The following is a 21132-nucleotide window of genomic DNA, read 5'->3' on the forward strand; positions in this document are numbered from 1 at the left end:
CTCATTATCGAAGTCAAATGAATTATTACATAAAAAGCCACATCAATTAAAGATGTTTTAGTCTTTTTTTCATTATCTTGCGCCTTCTTTAATTCAAAATCACGATTGAATTAAAATTGATAGAAAATATCACATAAATTATCAGCAAAAAAGGCTCTTCTTTGGAGAGCCTTTTTTATTTATCTCATTTTCTCCCAATCGCCATCAAACAACAATTGGGCCAGATTTTTTCTATCGCGTGTTGGCGATTCCATTTCCTTCATACTATCAGGTAGTTGATCAGGATCACCCAAGTACCCAACAGCAATCATGGTAACAGGCTCAAAATCCTCAGGAATATCGAACACCTCTCGCGCTTTTTCGGTTGAAAAACCAGCCATCTGATGCATATACAAATCCATACTCAAAGCCTGTAGTGACATGTTGCCAATTGCCAGGCCTAAATCGTGTCGGGCATGATCGTTCGGATTTTGATTTCGCCCAAACTTTTTGGAAACAACGGTTAAAATAATCATTGGAGCGGTCTTCACCCACATCTGGTTAAACTCGCCCAAACATGAAAACAGCTGATCGTATCGTTCCGGATAATCTTTTGTAGCGTATACAAAACGCCAAGGCTGCTCGTTGAAACATGATGCAGCATAAGAGGCTGCCTGAAATAGTTTTTCTATTTTTTCCTCATCAATGGACTGATTCGAAAATGCTCTCGGACTCCATCTTTTATCGATTAATTCGTGTATTTGTTGTGTCATATGAATTGATTTAATGAAATCTACTCGGTTTTTTATAAACAAATCACAATTGCCATTTGTTTCAATCTTAAAATCTATTTTTTGTTGCCCGATAATGAATATAGCTCTTTTTTAACAATTATTAAGGACTAGGTAGTATTTTATTCTATATATTTGGAGCTGATTTAGAACAGATTGAAGGAATCTTTGAAACAAGAATGAGAGCAAGCGTTTATTTGTTAATACCTCTACTATTATTTATGCTGCTGGTTGATATTTATACCTATCGTGGCATAAAACCTCTGATTGCAAGAATTAAGTATTCATTTGCACGACACACACTAACTGCTTTATTTTGGGGCATATCGGTTTTTATTTTTGCAGCATTTACCACATTCATGTTTGGTATTAAACATGTACAAAAATCCGAGGCCTACATTTATTCAGGCTACCTGGTAGCAGGCTTTGCCTTGTTCTATTTTCCAAAGTTCATATTCATATTTTTCGTCTTAATAAAGGATATACAAGGGGCGATAAGAAGAACCATTTCCTGGTTCAGAGAGAGAAAGAATAAAAGTGTACCACAGTTTAATTCGAAGAGAAAGATGGAGAGATCCGAGTTTTTGTACCAAATGGGATTGATATTGGCTGCCATTCCGTTTGCATCTATCCTTTATGGAGTAACCAAAGGGAAATTCAATTATCGGGTAATGCGCGAAAGAATTAGTTTCAACAATCTTCCGAAAGCATTTAAAGGATTAAAAATTGTTCAGATATCTGACATGCACCTGGGAAGTTTTAACAAGAACTTCGAGAAGGTAGAAAAAGCCGTTGAGTTAATTAATGAACAAGAACCAGATTTGATTGTTTTTACCGGCGACCTTGTAAATAATTTTGCCGAAGAAACCGACGGATGGGCTCCTGTTCTGGGCAAGATGAAAGCTAAAATTGGCAAATATTCCATTTTGGGAAATCACGATTATGGCGATTACTCCTATTGGCGATCGGAAGAAGATAAGGCCAAAAACCTTGCTGCCATTAAGCATTTTCACAAGCAAATGGGTTTTCGCTTGTTGCTGAACGAAACAGAAACGATAAATATTAAAGGTGAAGAAATTGCCCTGGTTGGTGTCGAAAATTGGGGTAAACCTCCATTTCCGCAGCATGGCGATTTAAACAAAGCAACCGAGGGCAAAGAGCATTTGCCTTTTAAAATATTATTAAGTCACGACCCTTCGCATTGGGACGAAGAGGTAATTAAAAATTCGGATATCGACCTAACCTTCGCAGGACACACACATGGAATGCAGTTTGGAATTGAGCGTGCCGGAATCAAATGGAGTCCGGTACAGTACAAATACCCACGCTGGGGCGGATTATATCGCGAGGGAGATCAGTACCTCTATGTAAACCGAGGCTTTGGATACATCGGTTTCCCGGGTAGAATAGGAATGCCACCGGAAATTACTGTGGTAGAATTGGCATAGGAAATAAATAAATTAGATAGAATAAGGACACGTTTTTTCGTGTCCTTTTTTTGTACCATCCCTTTCTTTTAGAAACTACAACACTCTTATTTTTAATGATAATGAATTAGCTCTACCATTATTACAGTAAATATTTTATAGTTAAATTTAACTGTATTAGTTCCTAATCCCTATCCAATGAAAACAATCACATTTTTATTATTACTAATTTCAACATCATTAATTGGACAAGAATATCAACCTAAGCTTATTGTATTGGATCCATATGAAAAAGTTATAGATGAAAAGTTCGAAAAGGAAATTAGAAAATATGAAATGAAACTAATTACCACTCCCGAGTACGATGAAAACATTCTTTCTTCAATAAAACAAAAAGCCAAGCAGGAAAATGAAGTTGTAATGGAATACAAAGACTATCTTTTTGCTAAAGAGATGAATTATTTCTCTAGAGTTAGTATTGGATTTTCGGGCTTTATCACTTATAAACTTTACAATTACAATTCTAATTGCCTGGTATTCTCAGTTCATGAATCATCGAATGAAAGTATCGAAAACTATAAAAACATCACCAAAAAACACAAGGTAGATTGGCTGATCAATCCTATTTTGGTGAGAACATATATTGACGAAGGACAAACGTACACCGATATCCGAATCCAGCTTTACAATCGAAAAAAGAATAAAATCCAATTGGATTGCACTTATACGGGTAATTCAAAAAATCCTGGTTTTGAATGGGCATGTGAAGATGGATCGATTAATTGTACAGTAAATAATGCCCAAGCCCAAGCTATTAATGAAATCATGAAATTTTTAATAAATAAATAAATAAATGTGGCTTACTGATAAGATCATTCATATCTTGAGTTCCATTATCCCAGAATACAAAATAGAGCATCAAATTTTGGGAAAGAAAGAATCATGCCATTGTAAGAGTGGTGATCTATATTGGCACTGTTGTCATGATCGCGATACCCAAAAAAATGTTAAAGCTGTAATTGTTATCAAGACAAATATCAGGACAAATAATTCCAAGCAAACAGTCAAATTATTCCCACTTCCCAGAAGAGGTATATTACATGTAAAAAAAGGTGATATTAACCCTCTTAACAAAAGAGGGAATTATCAGCAAATTGGAATAGATAATGATTATTGATAATGTACCAGCAAATCAGATTTGTAATTGTAAACTTAATATGCAATAAACTCCATTTGTAACTTTTACCCCAAAATCTATGAAACGTTTTTTTTACCTACTTCTACTTTTCTCTGTATTATTCAGTTCCTGCGATGAAGGTTGCGATAAAATTGACCTGACATTAGTCAACTGGAACGGATGTGGAGACTTTATCGTTTTTGATACGATCACACTTCCAAATCATGAGTTTACCTATATCAATGTGACTGTTGACCGGGAAAAATTGAATTTAAGTGGCAACTATAAGTCTTTCGAGATTCATCAAAACGAACACATCTTTTCGGATATTACGAAGTACAATAAGCAAAGTCATGATTTCTGTAAAGATTACCCGGTGGACGGACTAGAAGTAGAAAACCTATGGTGGACCAAAGAAGGTACAGTTGAAATCAGGATTGTTCACGACAAAAATGAGTGTGAAGACAACTATGTCGTCACTTTAATTCTTAAAAATGTGACCTATATCGATTCTAATGGCCATGAAATAATCCTTAAAGAAAAAATAATTGAAAATGTTCTTGCAGGATATAAAGTTGGATAAGCCCCTTTTACCAATGCATCAAATCAACTTCAAAACCTTCGAACTGATAGCCATTATCCTCACCGTATTGGGAAAATTCCTGTTTATGGATTACCTAAACTGGCGTTTCCCCTTTGTGTTGAGTGCAACGATATTGTGGTGCGCCTACATTTGGTACCGAAGCAAAACAAATAAAGGCATCTTAAAATACTGGGGCTTCCGAACCGATAATTTTACCAAGGTATTAAAAGTGGTTCTCCCCTTTGGTTTAACTGCAATTCTTGCATTCTTTGTGATTGGTGGAATTCAGGGAAGCATCAATCCTACCTGGCACATCATTCCAGTTTTGTTATTTTATCCTCTTTGGGGCAGCATACAACAATTCCTGTTGATTGGTTTGGTGGCTGGAAATCTGTACGACAATCCCAACAGAAAGCTTAGTAAGCATGCAATTGTTTTATTTGCCGCTGTTTTGTTTGCCTTGGTTCATTATCCCGATTATTGGTTAATTGGTGGCACTTTTATACTTGCCATCTTCTATGGCTATGTATACCTAAAAGAGAAAAATTTATACGTATTAGGAATTTTTCATGGCTGGTTGGGTGCACTGTTTTACTATACGGTCTTAGATCAAGATCCTTTCCTAGAAATCTTTGGAAAACTTTTGAATCTATAGATGTTTAGTATTTGTAAGAATTAAAGGTTTATTTTCTCTTTTAATTCTTTTCGATACGACCTCCCTATTGGTAAAGCAATATCGCCAAGAGAAAGTGTATTGCCTGATATCGATTCTATTTTTCCTATTGGCACAATAAACTGTCGATGAATACGAATAAAACGATCGGAAGGAAGCAGTTCCATTAAATGAGACATGGTTTCACGACTAATGTATTTCGTATCATCACACCTGCAGATGGCGTAATCTCCAAAACTTTCGAAATACTTAATTTTATGCAAGGACAGACGCACAATCTTTTTATCTACTTTTAAATTAATTACCTCTTCGCTAGGCGAGCAACTACCTTCAGTAAAGCCATTTTCCCGATAACGGTCGTGATAACGATTTACGGCCCTCGCCATTCTCTCGAGCGAGATGGGTTTCATTAAATAATCAACTACATCTAAATCAAAAGCCTCAACAGCATAATTTCGATAAGCAGTGGTAAAAATCAGTGCAGGTGGATTTTGTAATGATTTCAGGAATTGCAAACCATTTATCTGCGGCATTTCTATATCAGAAAATATCAGATCAACCTCGTTCCCTCTCAAAAAACTCATTGCTGGTGGTGCAGAATGAAAACATCCAACTACTTCAATTTCGGGGAAGTTTTCCAGGTGTCTTTCAATAATTCTGATGGCAATGGGCTCATCATCCAATAACAAACATTTTACCTTTTGCATGTCTTTTAATTTAATATCATCAGGCTCAATTCAACCTCGTAATCTTGTTCGCTTTCGCGGATTTCCAAGCCATATTGCTCAGGATAAATCAGATCCAGGCGCTTCCTCAAATTGTCAATTCCAATTCCTCCATTTTTTTGACTCTTTCTTCCCAATCCAAGGGGATTTTTAATCTGAAATATCAGGCTGTTATCTACTTTCATACGAATTGATATTTTGCTTGCCTCATTCTCTTTACGGGCAGCATATTTAAAACAATTCTCAACCAATGGAAGAAAAAGCAATGGTGCAATCGAGAGATTCAATTGCCTGGCTTCATGCATATCAATTTCTATGTCGAAGGAGTTAGCAAACCTTCCCTTCTGTATGGCCGCATAATTCTCTATTAATTCAATTTCCTGATTCAGATCTACAAAATCGGAAGAACAACCATAAAGCGTATAATCTAAAATCTCGGAAAGCAGCATGATCATTTTTGGAGTTTCTTCCGATTTTTCAAGACTCAATCCGTAAATACTGTTCAAAGAATTGAACAAAAAATGAGGATTTACCTGTGCTTTTAATAAACTCAATTCTGCCTCTTTTAATCGAAGCTCTGTTTCCACTTTCATTTTATCCTGAAGCTCGCGCATTCTTTGTTCATTTAATATTCTCTGAAGTTGTCGGTAGGCTACTCCTACAATAATAATAAAGTACAAGCCAACCAGCAGAAAGCGAATATCCATTGTTGCCGGGTCGATTCCTACAAGCGAATAATCCCAAACCAATATAAAAAGCCCGGCAATAATTAAAGTGGCAAGCCCAAGGCTAGCGCACAAAAGATAAAAAAGGAACAGCCAAAACCTGAAATATCTCTTTTTGAGTAGGTATTTGGGTATCAGGAAATCGTTTAAAAAACGGGTACAAACATAAGCTAGTGGCACAAAACACAAGCAGAACACAAAGGCCGAGTAGTAATCCTGACTCGAAAGTCCAAAAAATACAGTGACAAATAAAATTGCCATAGACCAGCTCGAGATCGGTAGAATGATCTTCCTCCAGATTTTTGCTGCTTTTATTGTAAGTACCGTGTTTTGAGTCATAATCATTACGAAAATAAATAAATTAAAAATAAGCACACCTCTTTCTTTTTGATATACGATAAACAGTTCAAATAATGCGATAAATGACCATATGTTTTTGCTTCACAAGACAAATCTTAATATCGTTTCTACTGATATAACAGGCATTTAGAAGCATAGCACAGAAACTTTCCAAAGAATGAGATCTTTGTAATGATCATTGAACTGAAATCCCCTGTCGTTTATCGCAAGTATAGATCTACTTATCGCATTTAATTTGAAAAGAAAAGAACAGCTAATAAGTTTGATTTGTATTTTTGTTTAACCAAAACCTATTAAAACATGTTTGATTTTATTATTGAAGGTGGTGTTATTGGAATGAGCACCGTTATGATATCGGGATTAGGAGCAATTGTGTGGTCAATTATTTCGGCTGCAAAATTTTCGAAAGCAGGTTGTATCACCAAAAGACACCTCGATGCCATTCTTTTTTTGGGAAGCTTAAGTTTTTTCTTAGGAGTACTATGGCAAGGTGTTGGACTATCCCAAGCCTTAAGCGTTATCCAGGAATATCCAGGAATTTCGCCTGCAGCCATTGCCGGAGGAATTAGGGTAAGTATGATTTCACCACTTACCGGGGCGGTTCTGTTTGCCATTTCCGGAATTTTCTGGATGAGCCTTCGTTATATGAATGCAAAAAAAGCTGAATCTTAAAATGATATTTGTCTTGTAATACCTATAAAGCCACAACCTCTGTTTAGAAATTGTGGCTTTTTTATTGTGATAAAATGACTTTAGTAAGCTGTAAGACTAAACGAAATCAGGAAGTCAGCAAAAACTCCTTTACTTTGATTTTCATAACCAACACGAACCCCCAAATCAACAGGAGCTGAAAATCGCAAAACATGCAAATCAGTTCTTAATTCAAGTCCACCAGATATAAAGTCATCTTTAAACTGGAACAGTCCTTCTTCGTTTTCTATCCTTCTGTCCTGATATCCATAATCGATAAAGGCATTCATTTTTAAACGCTTAAAATATGCCAATGGTCCAAGGTTCCAGTCCGGATAAAAAAGTGGCATGGCATAATCGGCACCAAGTGTTCCGATGTGTTTTCCGTACAAATCAAACATCCCTCTCGGACTTTTAATACTATTGGAAAATCTTGAGTTGTTTAGCGATCTGTACTGATACCCTCCATACAATTTAATTCCATGATGCTTTACAAAGCCCGGGAAATACAAGTGAGCTTCTGCCGACCAGGTATTGCCCAAATCTCTATCTCCCCAAGGAGTATTACGATAGTTCAGCTCAAAAATTTGCGCCCATTGGTACTGCACATCTCTGGGTGCTGTTCGGGCAATATTGTATCCAAAAAGCTGGTACTCCATAATTTCCTGCGTAAACGACTCATCGATAAAATTGTAATTGCCCAATCCTAATGAATTGTTTGGAGTTGTTGCCAGGGCACGCGTATTTAAATCGGCAAATTTTACAAGACTGTAGGTGAATTTTGGAACGAGTTTTCTGCTATACTGCCCACTCGAAAAATTAAATGGCAAACTAATGCTGTTTTCCCACTCCCATTGTCTCCACTCTGTATTTACCTGTAGGGTATCAACCTGCTCAGGCTGCTCACGTTGTGCCAAAGTAAGATAAGTACTGTTTCGGTCGCCAATAGAAAATTTCGAATCGACAATTGGAAACCATCCACGATAGGAAAGGTTGGCATACAATTGTCCGTTATCGAATCCCTCTTCACGCTTGTACCCAATCGTACTAAACAAAGTGCTTAATTTATTCTGGCTTGCAATGGATACACCTATATCGGCTTCAGCCTCCAATCCATCGATAAACACTGGTGCCCATGAATGGAAGTGAAAAAGGTTTGCAAGCTTCGAGTAGTTTTTAACTTCGAAACGATCCAGATTACTCGTATCAGCCTTCAATTTTCCCTCTTCTTGTTCAGAAAGTTTTTCCGCAATTGGATACTCATAATAGTCACCATTCCATTCTTTCCAATTCTCTTGATTGACAACAGTTTTTGCGATAAGATAACCATCCGATGTATAATCAGAATAATACAGCTGCTGATCTTCTCCGACAAAAGCATCTCTTGCTCCAAATCGCGAAGAGCTAAGCTGATAAAGCTTATTTGAACCTAGTTGCAATGCAAACAGGTTATCAATACCAGCAAATGAGGCATTAAAATAAATGGTATTGCCATTAGGCACAGGGCGCGACATATCGGCAAAACCCGAACTAAAAAGCACTTCCTTTTTTTGAGTGTTCAAATTCATTTTCACCAGGTGTTTTCCCTGCTGATTCAACAAAATTAAAACCACATGCTCATTATCTATAAAGCGAGGCGATTGATAATATTCATTTTTACCCGCCAAAATCCTTTGCCCAATTAATCCAGTTTCGGTGTCAATGGTCAATAAACTGTTATCGCCTTTATGATCGGAACCTACAGCTACAATCTTTTTCCCATCTCTGCTAAATGAGGGCGAGAAAAGAGAGATATTATGCTGATATGTCCTCCTCTCTTTTGAATTGATATTGTAGCTTACAACAACACTCTTGTCAGCATGTTCCCATCGGATATCTTGTTTGTATTCGGCCCACAACAAATGATCTTTTCTTGCGTCGAAATCAGTATTCGATAAATAGCCTGGCGTAAACAACTTTTCTGTTTTTCCATCAGGAGAAAGCATTTCGAAATGCATCTCATCCGATAGACCTTGTTTTAAATATATCAGTTTACCTTCGCTTATTGAAGTAGGAATACGCTTGTTTGTATAATACTTTTCTCTCTCGCTTAACAGTTGTACTTCTGACAATTGCAATTCAGAATCTTTTATTTTCCATTCAAGCAATAACTCCTTCATACTATCGAAATAGAGCATCAATTTGCCATCGCTATACTCATTGGTATACTGTAGCGATTTTAAATCGATACCTTCAATCTTAAACTTCGCAGATTCCAGTTTCTCCTGCATTTTCAAATAAACTTTCTCTCTTTTATTTGTCATACTTTCTTTAATACCATTTGAAAAAGAGACAATGCCAAGAGGTTTACGAGCAACATTTGTAAGTGTCTTCTCCCAAATCTGATCGCCATAATTAATTCTGGCTTTAGAAACCAAATAATATCCCAACTTATATCGGTCTGTGACATAATTTTTATAGGACCCATTTATGGCCTTATCGTATGAAAATTCACCTTTCTCCAGCAACTGAGCTCTTAGCTCCTGTTCAAATTGCGGCAACCTGCCCCTTCCCGAAAAACTCAAAGATGTTTCAAGACCAACTGCATCGCCTTCCAAAAACCACGGAGGAAGATATAAACCTACAACAACAGCAGTTGCCTGCTGACCAAATATATAGTTTAATACTCGTGTAAAACCTTGTTCGATTTTATCCAATTGTACCACATGACGATATTCATGAGTAGCAAGGTGGTCCAGCCAAATCTGTGCATCATTATCTGCCGATGATGTTGTATACAACTCTATACGCTTTGGAGCCCAGGCCACAAGACCATTTGAAGTACTACTATGAGTATGAAGTACAACTGAAAATCTTTTTGGCTTTCTTTGAAGACTTTCTCCACCTTTTTCCATTAAATCTTCGAATAGTGCTGCCACATAACGTGCCTTTTCTTCCGATTCTTGTGGGAAAATAATTTGAAAATCGTCGGTTTTGATTTGTTTCCATTTGATGGAAGCAGGATCTTGCCCGGTATTGAAATATTGCGAATATCCAATGAGAGATAACAGTGTTAACAATACTGATATGGTCAAACTTTTAATCATAAATTCAGTTTTTTATTGAACGCCTTAAAATACCAAACTAATACACTGTAAACAAAATTAATTTACGGATGTTTTATACCTGTAATTTGATAAGTAATTTTCCATTTGCAAAAGTCAATTGCAATGCAGACCTTTGCCTCCTTAATAAAATTGATTAAATATATCTGAATAGATTTACACTATGGGTAAAATTGTAATCAAAACACCGGAACAAATTGAAGGAATCAGAAAGAGTTCCCAATTGGCCGGTAACACTTTAAAATATATCAGTAATTACGTTGAAGAAGGCGTATCAACACTTAAGCTTGATCAATTAATCGAAGAGTACATTCGTGATCATGGAGCCATTCCTGCTCCATTAAATTATCATGGGTTTCCCAAATCGTGCTGTATCTCATTAAACGATGTAATTTGTCACGGTATACCGGATGAAAAAACCATCCTGAAGGAAGGCGATATTTTAAATATTGACGTAACTACCATTTTGGATGGCTATTACGGTGATACCAGCACCATGTTTACCATTGGTGATATTAGCGAAGAAGCTGCACGATTGGTAGAAGATACCGAACATGCTTTGTATTTGGGCATTGAACAGGTTCGACCGGGCAATTACTTTGGAAACATTGGCTTTATGATTGGTCGTTTTGCGCAATCGAAACGATACAGCGTTGTGTATGAATTTTGCGGTCATGGAATTGGTTTAGAATTTCATGAAGAACCACAGGTAGAACATATTGCAGCAAGAAATTCAGGTCCAAAAATGAAAGAGGGCATGATTTTTACAATCGAGCCAATGATAAACCTTGGCAAGGCACGTGCTGTAGTTGACGAAAACGATGGATGGACTGCCAGAACCATTGATCAAAAGCTTTCGGCTCAATTTGAGCATACCATTTTGGTAACAAAAGATGGGTACGACATCTTAACAGATGTTGGTGATTATGAAATCTTCAGATAGATAAAATTTCCCACTTATTGGAATATAGACCGTCTTAAATAAAATTTGGGACGGTTATTTTTTTTCACTTTCGCAATGAAAGAATTTGTATTAATTTAGCTCATCACTAAACTTTAAACTATGAAGAAGGTTGCAGTTCTGTTGGCAGGCGGAAGCGGTAAAAGAATGGGAAGTGCTCTACCGAAACAATTCCTTACAATTGGAGATAAGCCAATTATTCAACACAGCATTGAAGCATTCGAAAAGCACGATAATATCGATGAAATTTGCATTGTAATTCATGCCGATTATCATTCTGAAATAAACGAATTAATTTCCAAATACAACTACTCCAAAGTTCGCTATGTTTTAAGCGGTGGCAAAGAGAGAAGCGATTCGAGCCTGGCTGCAATCAATGCATATGAGCGTGAACAAAATGTTTACCTCATCTTCCACGATGCTGTTCGTCCATTTGTGTCATCTCGCATTATTAATGATGTAATTAGCGAATTGCAATCAGGCAAATCAGTCGCTGTTGCGATTCCAACTACCGATACCATCTTCTGTCTTACTCAGGATGAAACCATCGAATCGGTCCCGAATCGTAATTTATTAAGAAGGGCGCAAACTCCGCAGGCTTTTTCGTATAAGGTCATAAAAAGAGCGTACGACATAGCCATGGCCGATGAAAATTTTGTGGCAACAGATGATTGTGGCGTTGTGCTTAAATATCTACCAAAAGAAGCCATTCATATTGTTGAAGGTGATGAATCGAACATCAAAATTACTTTCGAACAAGATTTGCTGCAAGGCGCACAAATTGCTGATAAAAAATAGACCTTTCCCCACAATTTCAGGATTAAAGCCAGAGCCTGGTTTAATTTTTGGTAAAAAAAAGTACCTTTACGCCTATTAATCAACAAACAGATAGCAGAGATGGGCAAAAATCAGATAATCGTATATACATCAGGCACTTTTGACATGTTTCATAGCAATCATTTAAAAATGATTAATTATGCCAAAGGACTAGGTGATGTTTTAATTGTAGGCGTAAGTACCGATGAGTTGGTAAGTTCGTATAAAGCTCCTCCTATTGTACCATTCGAAGAGCGTCTGGCCATTGTCGAGGGACTTAAAAATCCTGATATTGTAATCCCGCAAAGATCTTTAGATCACAAGGAAATCGTCAAAAAATTGCATATCGATATTTTTGTTGTTGGTGACGACTGGACAGGAAAGTATGACTATTTGGAAGAATATGGAGTAAAAGTATTCTATTTTCCATATGGAGCAGGAACCAGTTCAACTGCACTAAAAAAGAAAATCTACGATAGTTATGCCGAGATTAAAAAACGCATTGATAATCATGCAAATCCGGACATAGTTCCAAGTAACGGACAAACGAAATAATTAGATCACCTCATAATACACAGCATATGAAATACGCTTTTGTTAGCGGTTCTACCAAAGGAATCGGAAAAGCAATTGGTGTAAAACTTTTAAAGGAAGGATATTTCGTTTTATTCAATTACTCGAATTCAGAAGAAGCTTCAAATGCCTTAAGAAAAGAATTGAATGTCGACTTCCAAGGTCGTTTTGAAATTTTAAAGGCAGACTTGTCGGATGTACTGAAAATAAAAGAAGTAGGCAATCAAATTAGCGAGATTTTGCCACAAATAGACCTTTTGGTTTTTAATACAGGCCTAACCGATAGATCCCTTTATGGAGAAATAGAGATTGAGAATTGGATGAAAGTTTTCAATGCCAATTTAAATGTTCCATTCTTTTTAATGCAGGAACTAAAAGAGAAAATGACGAATGGTTCCAACATCGTTTTTATAGGTTCGATGCTAGGAAATATCCCACACTCGGTTTCTATTGCCTATGGTGTCAGCAAAAGTGCAATCCACTCCTTGGTGCAAAACATGGTTAAATTTCTGTCGAAAGATCAGATTCGAATCAATGCCATTGCTCCAGGCTTTGTAGATACAGATTGGCAAAAAGATAAGCCTGACTGGTTGAGAGATAAGATAAAAGGAAAAATTGCCCTGAACAGATTTGCAGAAGAAAATGAAGTTGCCGAACTCTGTTGGCACATCACGAATAATCAATATCTAACCGGACAAATAATTCAAATGGATGGTGGATATTGCAGTGCATAAAAAAAGAGGGCTAAACCCTCTTTTTTTATGCTCTTATTTCATGTTGCTTCATCTTAGATGCATTTATCGAATGAAGATTTTCCAATAAATCCACCATTCGAACCGACACCTTTCCGTCTACAGGGCCAATAATTTCATGAGTACATTCTGCTCTTCGATCCTTGTAGTTACAAGGATTTATTAATTCCTCTTCAACAGCTGCCTTTAGGTCTTTATAACGCCAGATGTTCTCGCCCAAATTTCGAAACTGATCCATAGCTGGTTCCATTCTTTTCTTGAACTTACGTTGTCCAAATAATCTATATGTAAGTCGTAATTTCAAGAAACGATTCAGAATCACAGGTTTATCCAATGCTGCAAATTCAAATACCACCGAAGACTCATCAGAAATCAACAGGTCTGCCAATGCATAAAATGGTACAATATTGTAATCGTCGAATCCAGCCACATAAACATTATCATACTTAGCCCAATGCTCCAGCTTTCTTCTTTGGTTCTTATATTTTTTGCGAATATAAGAGAAGAAATGAGGTTTAATAATCAGGTTATAGTCTTTAAATTGCTCAGGAAAGTTATCAGGCATTTTTTCCAAAGAGCTTGGATAAAAGGTAGGAGCATAAAGAATCGTCTTTTTGTTCTGGTCTAAACCGTAATGATTATACAGTTTCTTAATTTCACCAGGTTTGTATGCCAAAACATCATCCAGCTTTGAAAAACCAACATTCTCCCATATGGTTTTTGCATCGGGGTAGAGTTCATTCAATCTTCTTAAACGAAAATCTCCTTCAACAAATCGAATATCAAATTTATTTTTCTCTTCGGTAAAAGCACTTAATTTGGTTCCAATACCATGAACAATTAGAACTGATTTTTTGTACGAAATATCAACATTTGGGTGTTCATCTCCCCCACATATTAGATATTCAACATTTGCATTCTCTAATCCTTTTGTTCCAAGTTGAAAAGGCTGATTCTCAAGTTCGCATATCTTTACAATTTTACTGTTCTGATCAAAGATGTCTCTACTGGTAGTTCCCTTCAAAACAATTAAATATGATAAGCCTCGCCTTTGCAACTCTTTAGCCACAGGTAAAAATTGTGGCAAAAAGTAAATTTGCTCAGTATAAAACACTGCAAAATACTTTGTCACACTCATAAATACGTTAATTAGTTGTAAGTAAGCGATCTTTCTACAAAGCATTCAGTATTAAATTCATAAGTAGTCGGATCGGCCCAAAGATAAACAACTGATTGAATATATTACATTTTTGTTTCCTTTTTATTGCTCTATGGCCTTAATTCAATCGGATTTTAAATTAAGAAACTGTCTCGATAAGTTATTTATAGAAGGCTTGCGGAGTTTAATAATTAAATTTTGAGATTGGAATTATTAATTAATAAATCACTTATATTTGCAAGCTTTAACACGACAAACATAAATTGTATTTAACAGAATTACATTCGCATATGAATAAAAATATTAGCGTATCACTTTTAATTACCACCTACAATAGCCCAAAATTTTTAGACCTGGTTTTTAGAAGCATTCTTAAGCAAACTGTTCAGCCTGATGAAATTGTAATTGGTGATGACGGATCGAAGGAAGACACAAAAGAGTTGATTGATTCATACCGAGAAAAGTTCAGCTGTAAATTGAAACATGTATGGCAGGAGGATGATGGCTTCCAAAGGTGCAGAATCTTAAATAAAGCAATAGCTGCGGTTAGTTCTGATTATATCCTTCAGCTCGATGGAGATGTAATGCTCCACCCTCAATTTATCGAAGATCACCTAAGTGTTGTTCAAGAAAAGCAATTTGTGTGTGGCAACAGGTGTTTTGTATTAAAATCTAAAACCGAAAAACTGGTGGCAGGTCCTTCTGATATTGGTTTAAACCTATTTAATATCAAAAAAAGAAAAAGATTTTTCAGAATTCCTGCCCTGTCACCTTTATACAGAAATAAACGAAACAATACCTCCAGAAAAGGGAATGTGGGATGTCATATGGCTTATTGGAAAAAGGATATGGTTGCAATAAATGGGTACAACGAAGATTTTGTAGGCTGGGGATATGAAGACATTGAAATGGTGGAAAGATTGATGAATTCAGGAGTTAAAAAAACAACATTATTGATGATGGCTCTTCAATATCATTTATGGCATCCAAAAAGTTCACGTGCTTTTTCTGCCAAAAACAAAAGCATGTATTACGACTGTAAAAACAATAAACTAGCTCATTGCCCAAAAGGAATTGACCAGTATTTATAAAGTAAATAGAATTAAAAAAGCGCTCCAAGGAAGCGCTTTTTTTATGTCTTTTGCTCAATAATGAGAACATCTGTTGGGTGAATTAAAACAAAGGCTCATCCCAAAAATTAGATGATCTTTTACCCTTTCCATAAACATGAAAATGCTGATTTTCGAATAATCGATGTCCGCTAATTCTCTCAAACCACATTAAAAATCGCTCTTTCGACTTGTAGTTTTTTATTTTGGGATTGATATCGACTTTCCAGTCGATTTGCTTCATGCGATCTGTCATTACCGAAGGGTGTATTCCATCATATTCCACCACACAATCATAATCCCTACTAAAATCGAATTCGCTTTCCTGTACCTTTCCTTTTCCCCAGAATCTCTTGTTCCAAAGCGAATTGTTTACCTTTTTCTTCATCAGTTTAGGCGATCGTACCCATCCATAATGATATACAAAAGCCTTTAATGGAACACCTATTGGTTTTTCTCCATCAACTTTTCGAAAGCCCTGTGCATCGTGCCACGAACGCACTTTTTTGTTGTTTCTAATGATTCTGGTATCCCTGCGATACCACTTTCGTCCGTAAGCCAGGTAATCGTAACTTCCCCAAAAATGCTTCCAATTGAATAAGAATCCATCTACTTCTAAATCATCTTTGTATTTTTCCATGGCTTCCCTGATTTCCGAATAGTCATCTTCATGAAGTACCTCATCGGATTGAAGATAAAGACACCAGGTATAATCATCGCTAATGCGATCTAAAGCTTTATTGGTTTCATCGCCTAAAAAGTGACCATTTTTATTATTGGTAGGCCAAACCGAATAGATGTATTCAATTTTATCTGACTGAATGCTGCGAATTAATTCTTCAGTTTCATCATCGCTATCCCCAAGGGCAACTACGAATTTATCTACCAATGGCAAAGCCGATTTTATCGATTCCAATACCGGATAATCATACTTAACTGCATTCTTAACAATTGTAAATCCGCAAACTTTCATAGGGGGTGTGATTTTAGGGTAAAACTTCTTCTTTCTGCTTATGCACTATCAACGATAATTCATGTATTATTTGAGTCGGTGATATCTGAGATATAAATTTATCAACTTCAATTAAACTGTTTTCATTCTTTAGAAATCTGCCAAAATCCACTTTGGGTTGAACCGTGCAAAACGGACTGGTTGAACGTCCTAATAAAACTATAAATGGGATATTACACGCTGCAGCGATGTGCATTCCGGAGGAATCAACAGTAATTAAAGCATCTGCTGCCTTGATAAGATTAATGTGAGTATCCACATCGGTTTTGCCAGAGTAATTTCTCACATATTTTTTATCTTCAACAGATAAATTAGATTCGTACTCATTGTTCCTTTCTGCATCTTTTGCATCTCCAACAAATACCAAATTGTATCGCCTGCTCTTTACCAATTGCTGAATTAATTCCCAGGACAGCTTTTGGGGATAGGCACGATTCATCTGTGCATCATTTCCTAAGCTCAAGGCAATTACCGGTAAATTATTGTCAAAATCCCATTTTTTAACCTCTCCTCCATTCCAAACGCGAAGAGCCGGTAACTTTTTGAATTTATTATTAAGATAATTATTTACAAGACCAGCAAATCTATTGATATAGTGAATATTGCGATCCAATACAAATGAGCTATCTAAAAGAATGCCTCGAAGATCATTTTTATAGCCCACTAAGTTTCGAATTCTGCAGAAGCGAAATATAATGGCATTGGCAAGGCTATTTTGAAAGAGAATTCCAAGCTCGTATTTATTTTTTCTTATTTCTTTGATTAAACGAATGGCTTTAAAAATTCTATTTCCACCATTTTTTGTATCGTCAATAATTACTCTTTCCAGATTGGGTAATTTCTTAAAAACATCCTTTATTGGAGCTTTACAAACCAGGGTCAGACTTGCATTTGGATAATTCTCTAACAACAAGCGTATTGCAGGGGTAGCCATAATCGAATCACCCAGAAAATTAGGAAGTCTGATAATAATTTTATTTGCGCTATGTAATGGTTTTTTATTGCCCATTGCTTTTTTTCGAGTTTCGTAGTTTTGCTTTCAAAGCCAGTTTCTTGTTAATTTTGGCTTTGTGCTCCTTATCAAACTGGATTAATAGTCTTACGGCTTCCTCTTCATCTTTATCATTCAGTTTGGCATATTCTCGCGCCACAACCTCTAACTCCTCTTCACTTGCCCATATTTGAGAAAAATTCTTAAGCCCTTTAAGATAAGGCATCTTCTCAAACTTCATTCTATTAATGTCAACAACACTAAATCCATATCCATCTTCTTTTTTTGATATCAGGATATTACCTCTGGAATAGTCCAAATGGTGAATGCTGTTTTTGTGTAATTTCTGATATGTATATTCAGCAAAATATTTCAGTATATTGTCCTTATCCGGGAACTCAAATCCTATTAAATCACGAATGGTAAAGTCATATTCATGATGAATACTCACATAATAACTTCTATTAAACAATCCATTTTTAAGAGTTTCAACACAAGCTACAGGCTCTGGTGTATCAGCTCCCAGGCGGATCATTTTCATGGCATACTCAAATGAATGCTTTGCCTTCGATCCCCTAATCCAGGCATAGGCAATTTTGTTAATCAAATGTGGAATTTTAAAAGACTTCACATTCAATTTTATCCCATTGCAATGGAAAACCTTTATTTCGTTTCTTCCTTTGTAAATCGACTCACCTGTATTTTCAAAGTTTTCAGGCAAATTTTTCACAAAAGATTCCAGCGATTTATATTTAGGGTTAAGTACTATTCTCATTATTGCTTTGAATTTACAAAAGCTTTCACAATTTCTTTCATCGACACAGAACCAATCTCATTCAATGGAATTTCTTCTGGCTGATAAAATTCGAAAGCAGAAATATCATCTTTGGCTTGTATGCTCTCAAAAGAATCGATTTGGCAGATAAAAGCCAAATCTGTTGTGAAAACCGATAAACCACCAAAGACATATTCATTTGGAAATGACATAAAATAATTCATCTCCCTGATCTTTAGATTTAATTCTTCCTTTATTTCTCTATGTATTGCGTTCTCCGCTGTTTCCATTACGTCTACAAAGCCCCCTGGCAAATCGAGCATACCAAACTGTGGCTCGATGGCTCTGCGGGTTAGCAACAACTCTCCTGCTTCATTTACAATTAAGGCAGCAACCGCTGCAGCTGAATTAATGTACAGGTGAAACGAACATATACCGCACAAAAAGGAGTTATCCCTATTAAAATTAAAATCGATACTCCCACATTTAGGACAATATCTTATTACTTTTTGCGGAAATGTTGGACTCATAATTAAGTTTGTTACTGTGGAACAGAATGTTAACTTGACTGCACAACCTAAAATTCATCTATCCTAATAAATTCAGGCATACAAAGAAAAAGCAAATCTAACTTATTGTGATTTCTTTCCCAATATTCAGTCCTTAATTTTAACAGAAATCGATAAACATCGTGAATTATTCTTGCCAAAACAGTACTCAAATTTAGTGTTCGAGCTTATTTGGATTAATCCCAAATTACCTTTTAAATCGATTGCAAGACTTTGATTATACCAAAATCTTATTACTTTTAGTGCCGAAGCAAATAACAATGGGTAGGGCTAAGCTTAACAATCAAATATCCTGACGAAAAAAAGCTTATATCTTATTCAAATCAAATGGTCGCTAATTTTACTTGAACAAGGTATCCAGGCCTCCCATTAATTTTGATTCTAACCCAAATACCATATATAAAGAGAGGCATTTCGAAATGAAATGCCTCTTTTGTTTTTAGTATCCACTTGCCTTGCTATCCTTGTGTCGAAGTGTATCGGCCGCTCCAATTCGTATTTCTCCTGGTTTTACGGAGATATTTGCCATCATACCAATCCTGGACTGATCGGCAATTTTATGACCCGCTTTTATCAGCTGATTTCTGACCGAATCAGTTAATAAATCCTTTTCGGCATATATTTTATCGGGTAGCCATTGTGAATGAACTCTTGCTGCATTCACACACTCCTGTGGCGACATTTCAAATTCAATGGCATTTATCACATTTTGAAATACCGAGGTAATAATTGTTGAGCCTCCCGGTGATCCGGTAAGCATAAAAAGCTTGCCATTTCTTTCAATAATTGTTGGGGTCATACTGCTCAACATCCTTTTTTCGGGTTGAATGGCATTGGCCGTTCCCCCTACCAAACCATATTGATTAGGAACTCCAGGTTTAATGCTGAAATCATCCATTTCGTTGTTCAGGAAAAATCCTCCTCCGGCTACAATTACCTTACTGCCATAATTCCCGTTTAAAGTCGTAGTGATTGCAATTGCATTTCCCCAACGATCTACCACCGAAAAATGAGTTGTTTCAAAGCTTTCAATAATTTCAACATTTCCGGCTTTTATATCCTGAGAATCCGATTTTTTTTCTAGACTGATATCCGAAAATCTTTCATCTAAATATTCATTGCTCAATAGTTTTTCGCATGGTACACAGCAATAATCGGGATCGCCAAGCCAGGTTGCTCTATCTGCATATACTCTTCTTTCCAGCTCTACCATTAAATGAATGTGTTCAAATGATCCAAACTCATATTGACTGAAATTAAATTTCTCTGCTCCCTTTAACAATTGAATCAAGGCTATTCCACCACTCGAAGGAGGAGGCATTGAAATGATTTTACAGTCGCGATATTTTCCATTGATTGTAGGGCGCCATACAGACTCATATTGCAATAAGTCTTCTTTAGAAATTAAACCCTTTCCTTTTTGCATTTCGTTTAGAATAAGCTGGGCGGTTTCTCCTTCATAAAAACCGCTTCTGCCTTCCTCTTTAATTCGTTCTAATACTTCAGCCAATTCGGTGTTAACAATCAACTCTCCTTCTTCAAAATCTGATTTGCGCACATAGCAACAGCCCTCTTTATTGGCGTTTACTTTGTAAATTCTCTCCCTGTAGGCATTCAGTTTCTCAGCTTCCAGTTTGCTTAAGCGAACACCTTCCCTGGCTAATTTTACTGATGGTTGAACAAGATCTTCCCAATTCAATTTGCCATATTTTTTGTGCAAGTTTACCATTCCATCAACACTTCCGGGAACTCCTACTGCCAAATGACCAGTTTCGCTCAAATCCTCAATAACATTTCCCTTACTATCTAAATACATCTTCTCCGATGCTGTTTTTGGTGCTTTTTCTCTAAAGTCCAGACTCGTTGTTTCGCCACCGGCAGTTCGAATTACAGCAAAACCTCCTCCACCAATATTCCCGGCTCTAGGATATACCACCGCCAGGGCAAATTGCACAGCAACTGCTGCATCGAAAGCATTGCCTCCTTTTTGTAAAATTTCATTTCCAACTTCGGACGCTACAAAATGTGCTGTAACTACAACGCCATTCTTAAAAGCATTTTCCGACTTCGATTTGTTAGGTTGGGTACATGCTACAAAGAATATCATAGCAAGAAGTACCGTAAGAGTTTTGTTTAGCTTCATGGGTTTTAAGTTTGTGAAGCATAAAGATAGAAAAGATC

20 protein-coding genes are annotated in these 21132 nt (G+C 36.4%); 10 read left to right on the forward strand and 10 right to left on the reverse strand.

The window, feature by feature from the left end:
* Nucleotides 1-179 precede the first annotated feature (179 nt).
* Nucleotides 180-752, reverse strand: coding sequence for a nitroreductase family protein (locus tag ELS83_RS12555; protein WP_171595907.1), 573 nt, complete (start codon nucleotides 750-752; stop codon nucleotides 180-182).
* 197 nt (nucleotides 753-949) lie between these two features.
* On the opposite strand from ELS83_RS12555, the gene ELS83_RS12560 reads away from it, so the two are divergent.
* The 4 genes from ELS83_RS12560 (at nucleotide 950) to ELS83_RS12575 (ending at nucleotide 4612) form a co-directional block, all read left to right on the forward strand.
* The gene (locus ELS83_RS12560; protein ID WP_171595908.1) at nucleotides 950-2218 is read left to right on the forward strand and encodes a metallophosphoesterase; all 1269 of its coding nucleotides are present in this window, start codon (nucleotides 950-952) and stop codon (nucleotides 2216-2218) included.
* A gap of 177 nt (nucleotides 2219-2395) precedes the next feature.
* Nucleotides 2396-3046 carry a hypothetical protein gene (locus tag ELS83_RS12565; RefSeq protein ID WP_171595909.1) on the forward strand — a complete coding sequence of 217 codons (651 nt, stop codon included), beginning with the start codon at nucleotides 2396-2398 and terminating at the stop codon, nucleotides 3044-3046.
* A gap of 407 nt (nucleotides 3047-3453) precedes the next feature.
* Entirely contained in the window at nucleotides 3454-3957 is a 504-nt protein-coding gene (locus tag ELS83_RS12570; protein ID WP_171595910.1) for a hypothetical protein, read from the forward strand.
* A 13-nt stretch (nucleotides 3958-3970) separates the two neighbouring features.
* Nucleotides 3971-4612, forward strand: a complete 642-nt coding sequence (locus ELS83_RS12575; RefSeq protein ID WP_171595911.1) for a CPBP family intramembrane glutamic endopeptidase — start codon at nucleotides 3971-3973, stop codon at nucleotides 4610-4612.
* Nucleotides 4613-4632: 20 nt separating this feature from the next.
* On the opposite strand, the gene ELS83_RS12580 is transcribed toward ELS83_RS12575, so the two are convergent.
* Together ELS83_RS12580 and ELS83_RS12585 are read right to left on the reverse strand one after the other, a co-directional pair.
* Complete coding sequence (locus ELS83_RS12580) at nucleotides 4633-5337, reverse strand: LytR/AlgR family response regulator transcription factor (protein WP_171595912.1); 705 nt, start codon at nucleotides 5335-5337, stop codon at nucleotides 4633-4635.
* 5 nt (nucleotides 5338-5342) lie between these two features.
* Nucleotides 5343-6341, reverse strand: a complete 999-nt coding sequence (locus ELS83_RS12585; protein ID WP_171595913.1) for a sensor histidine kinase — start codon at nucleotides 6339-6341, stop codon at nucleotides 5343-5345.
* Nucleotides 6342-6740: 399 nt separating this feature from the next.
* On the opposite strand from ELS83_RS12585, the gene ELS83_RS12590 reads away from it, so the two are divergent.
* On the forward strand, nucleotides 6741-7112 hold the full coding sequence (locus ELS83_RS12590) for a hypothetical protein (RefSeq protein WP_171595914.1): 372 nt from the start codon (nucleotides 6741-6743) through the stop codon (nucleotides 7110-7112).
* Between the two features lie 80 nt (nucleotides 7113-7192).
* Here ELS83_RS12590 and ELS83_RS12595 read toward each other — a convergent pair whose 3' ends face one another.
* Nucleotides 7193-10216, reverse strand: a complete 3024-nt coding sequence (locus tag ELS83_RS12595; RefSeq protein WP_171595915.1) for a DUF2268 domain-containing putative Zn-dependent protease — start codon at nucleotides 10214-10216, stop codon at nucleotides 7193-7195.
* A 181-nt stretch (nucleotides 10217-10397) separates the two neighbouring features.
* Between ELS83_RS12595 and map the strand changes: the two genes are divergently transcribed.
* The 4 genes from map (at nucleotide 10398) to ELS83_RS12615 (ending at nucleotide 13318) form a co-directional block, all read left to right on the forward strand.
* Entirely contained in the window at nucleotides 10398-11177 is a 780-nt protein-coding gene (gene map, locus ELS83_RS12600) for a type I methionyl aminopeptidase (RefSeq protein ID WP_171595916.1), read from the forward strand.
* Between the two features lie 120 nt (nucleotides 11178-11297).
* A complete protein-coding gene (gene ispD / locus ELS83_RS12605) occupies nucleotides 11298-11993 on the forward strand; it encodes a 2-C-methyl-D-erythritol 4-phosphate cytidylyltransferase (RefSeq protein ID WP_171595917.1) in 696 nt (231 codons plus the stop codon).
* A gap of 99 nt (nucleotides 11994-12092) precedes the next feature.
* On the forward strand, nucleotides 12093-12566 hold the full coding sequence (locus ELS83_RS12610) for an FAD synthase family protein (protein WP_171595918.1): 474 nt from the start codon (nucleotides 12093-12095) through the stop codon (nucleotides 12564-12566).
* 26 nt (nucleotides 12567-12592) lie between these two features.
* Nucleotides 12593-13318: an SDR family NAD(P)-dependent oxidoreductase gene (locus ELS83_RS12615; RefSeq protein WP_171595919.1), complete on the forward strand. Its 726-nt coding sequence runs from the start codon at nucleotides 12593-12595 to the stop codon at nucleotides 13316-13318.
* Between the two features lie 25 nt (nucleotides 13319-13343).
* On the opposite strand, the gene ELS83_RS12620 is transcribed toward ELS83_RS12615, so the two are convergent.
* Entirely contained in the window at nucleotides 13344-14474 is a 1131-nt protein-coding gene (locus tag ELS83_RS12620) for a CDP-glycerol glycerophosphotransferase family protein (RefSeq protein WP_171595920.1), read from the reverse strand.
* A gap of 311 nt (nucleotides 14475-14785) precedes the next feature.
* Here ELS83_RS12620 and ELS83_RS12625 point away from each other — a divergent pair, with 311 nt between their 5' ends.
* Complete coding sequence (locus ELS83_RS12625; RefSeq protein ID WP_171595921.1) at nucleotides 14786-15586, forward strand: glycosyltransferase family 2 protein; 801 nt, start codon at nucleotides 14786-14788, stop codon at nucleotides 15584-15586.
* A gap of 82 nt (nucleotides 15587-15668) precedes the next feature.
* On the opposite strand, the gene ELS83_RS12630 is transcribed toward ELS83_RS12625, so the two are convergent.
* From ELS83_RS12630 to ggt, 5 genes are all read right to left on the reverse strand, one after another.
* Nucleotides 15669-16577 (reverse strand): glycosyltransferase, encoded by a 909-nt coding sequence (locus ELS83_RS12630; RefSeq protein ID WP_171595922.1) that lies wholly within the window; start codon nucleotides 16575-16577, stop codon nucleotides 15669-15671.
* A 13-nt stretch (nucleotides 16578-16590) separates the two neighbouring features.
* Nucleotides 16591-17625: a glycosyltransferase family 9 protein gene (locus tag ELS83_RS12635; RefSeq protein WP_171595923.1), complete on the reverse strand. Its 1035-nt coding sequence runs from the start codon at nucleotides 17623-17625 to the stop codon at nucleotides 16591-16593.
* Nucleotides 17615-18382, reverse strand: a complete 768-nt coding sequence (locus ELS83_RS12640; RefSeq protein ID WP_171595924.1) for a hypothetical protein — start codon at nucleotides 18380-18382, stop codon at nucleotides 17615-17617. The genes ELS83_RS12635 and ELS83_RS12640 overlap by 11 nt, the downstream gene beginning before the upstream one ends.
* A complete protein-coding gene (locus ELS83_RS12645) occupies nucleotides 18382-18912 on the reverse strand; it encodes an NUDIX hydrolase (protein ID WP_171595925.1) in 531 nt (176 codons plus the stop codon). The genes ELS83_RS12640 and ELS83_RS12645 overlap by 1 nt, the downstream gene beginning before the upstream one ends.
* Before the next feature lie 478 nt (nucleotides 18913-19390).
* The gene (gene ggt, locus ELS83_RS12650; RefSeq protein ID WP_171595926.1) at nucleotides 19391-21094 is read right to left on the reverse strand and encodes a gamma-glutamyltransferase; all 1704 of its coding nucleotides are present in this window, start codon (nucleotides 21092-21094) and stop codon (nucleotides 19391-19393) included.
* Nucleotides 21095-21132: the final 38 nt, after the last annotated feature.

Source organism: Marinifilum caeruleilacunae (assembly GCF_013141825.1).
Classification (GTDB): domain Bacteria; phylum Bacteroidota; class Bacteroidia; order Bacteroidales; family Marinifilaceae; genus Marinifilum; species Marinifilum caeruleilacunae.

Bases quoted from the DNA above. Each gene is read 5' to 3' on its own strand.
- ELS83_RS12635 (WP_171595923.1), bottom strand. From the start codon at position 17,625: ATGGGCAATAAAAAACCATTACATAGCGCAAATAAAATTATTATCAGA.
- ELS83_RS12615 (WP_171595919.1), top strand. From the start codon at position 12,593: ATGAAATACGCTTTTGTTAGCGGTTCTACCAAAGGAATCGGAAAAGCA.
- ELS83_RS12575 (WP_171595911.1), top strand. From the start codon at position 3,971: ATGCATCAAATCAACTTCAAAACCTTCGAACTGATAGCCATTATCCTC.
- ELS83_RS12560 (WP_171595908.1), top strand. From the start codon at position 950: ATGAGAGCAAGCGTTTATTTGTTAATACCTCTACTATTATTTATGCTG.
- ELS83_RS12610 (WP_171595918.1), top strand. From the start codon at position 12,093: ATGGGCAAAAATCAGATAATCGTATATACATCAGGCACTTTTGACATG.
- ELS83_RS12565 (WP_171595909.1), top strand. From the start codon at position 2,396: ATGAAAACAATCACATTTTTATTATTACTAATTTCAACATCATTAATT.
- ELS83_RS12630 (WP_171595922.1), bottom strand. From the start codon at position 16,577: ATGAAAGTTTGCGGATTTACAATTGTTAAGAATGCAGTTAAGTATGAT.
- ggt (WP_171595926.1), bottom strand. From the start codon at position 21,094: ATGAAGCTAAACAAAACTCTTACGGTACTTCTTGCTATGATATTCTTT.
- ELS83_RS12625 (WP_171595921.1), top strand. From the start codon at position 14,786: ATGAATAAAAATATTAGCGTATCACTTTTAATTACCACCTACAATAGC.
- ELS83_RS12595 (WP_171595915.1), bottom strand. From the start codon at position 10,216: ATGATTAAAAGTTTGACCATATCAGTATTGTTAACACTGTTATCTCTC.
- ELS83_RS12580 (WP_171595912.1), bottom strand. From the start codon at position 5,337: ATGCAAAAGGTAAAATGTTTGTTATTGGATGATGAGCCCATTGCCATC.
- ELS83_RS12555 (WP_171595907.1), bottom strand. From the start codon at position 752: ATGACACAACAAATACACGAATTAATCGATAAAAGATGGAGTCCGAGA.
- map (WP_171595916.1), top strand. From the start codon at position 10,398: ATGGGTAAAATTGTAATCAAAACACCGGAACAAATTGAAGGAATCAGA.
- ELS83_RS12570 (WP_171595910.1), top strand. From the start codon at position 3,454: ATGAAACGTTTTTTTTACCTACTTCTACTTTTCTCTGTATTATTCAGT.
- ELS83_RS12590 (WP_171595914.1), top strand. From the start codon at position 6,741: ATGTTTGATTTTATTATTGAAGGTGGTGTTATTGGAATGAGCACCGTT.
- ELS83_RS12620 (WP_171595920.1), bottom strand. From the start codon at position 14,474: ATGAGTGTGACAAAGTATTTTGCAGTGTTTTATACTGAGCAAATTTAC.
- ELS83_RS12640 (WP_171595924.1), bottom strand. From the start codon at position 18,382: ATGAGAATAGTACTTAACCCTAAATATAAATCGCTGGAATCTTTTGTG.
- ELS83_RS12585 (WP_171595913.1), bottom strand. From the start codon at position 6,341: ATGGCAATTTTATTTGTCACTGTATTTTTTGGACTTTCGAGTCAGGAT.
- ispD (WP_171595917.1), top strand. From the start codon at position 11,298: ATGAAGAAGGTTGCAGTTCTGTTGGCAGGCGGAAGCGGTAAAAGAATG.
- ELS83_RS12645 (WP_171595925.1), bottom strand. From the start codon at position 18,912: ATGAGTCCAACATTTCCGCAAAAAGTAATAAGATATTGTCCTAAATGT.